The organism is Brevundimonas sp. P7753, from assembly GCF_013386595.1.
Classification (GTDB): domain Bacteria; phylum Pseudomonadota; class Alphaproteobacteria; order Caulobacterales; family Caulobacteraceae; genus Brevundimonas; species Brevundimonas bullata.
The window spans coordinates 421-639 of sequence record NZ_JACARP010000017.1 but is presented as its reverse complement, the minus strand read 5'-3'; the positions used below and the strand labels follow the sequence as shown (position 1 = coordinate 639).

Here is a 219-nt window from a genome sequence, read left to right as displayed (position 1 = left end):
TCGACCCCGCCCAGCGACTCGGCCAGGGTGAAGATGTCCAGACCCTCGATCAGGTCGCGCACGACGTCCGTTCCGCCGTTCAGTTCGAAGCTGAGCATGGCGCCCGGTCCCGACTGCTGGCGCGCGGCCAGATCATGGCCGGGGTGGGATTTCAGACCCGGATAGTGGACGGCCTTGACCGCCGGATGCTGTTCCAGGGCGGCGGCGACCAGACCGGCG

The 219-nt window shown here is 68.9% G+C and carries 1 protein-coding gene; it reads right to left on the bottom strand.

The genetic code is table 11. The annotated features are described in order from the left end of the window. On the bottom strand, nucleotides 1-219 hold a 219-nt coding region (locus HX774_RS19965), incomplete at both ends, for a PLP-dependent transferase (protein WP_255500009.1).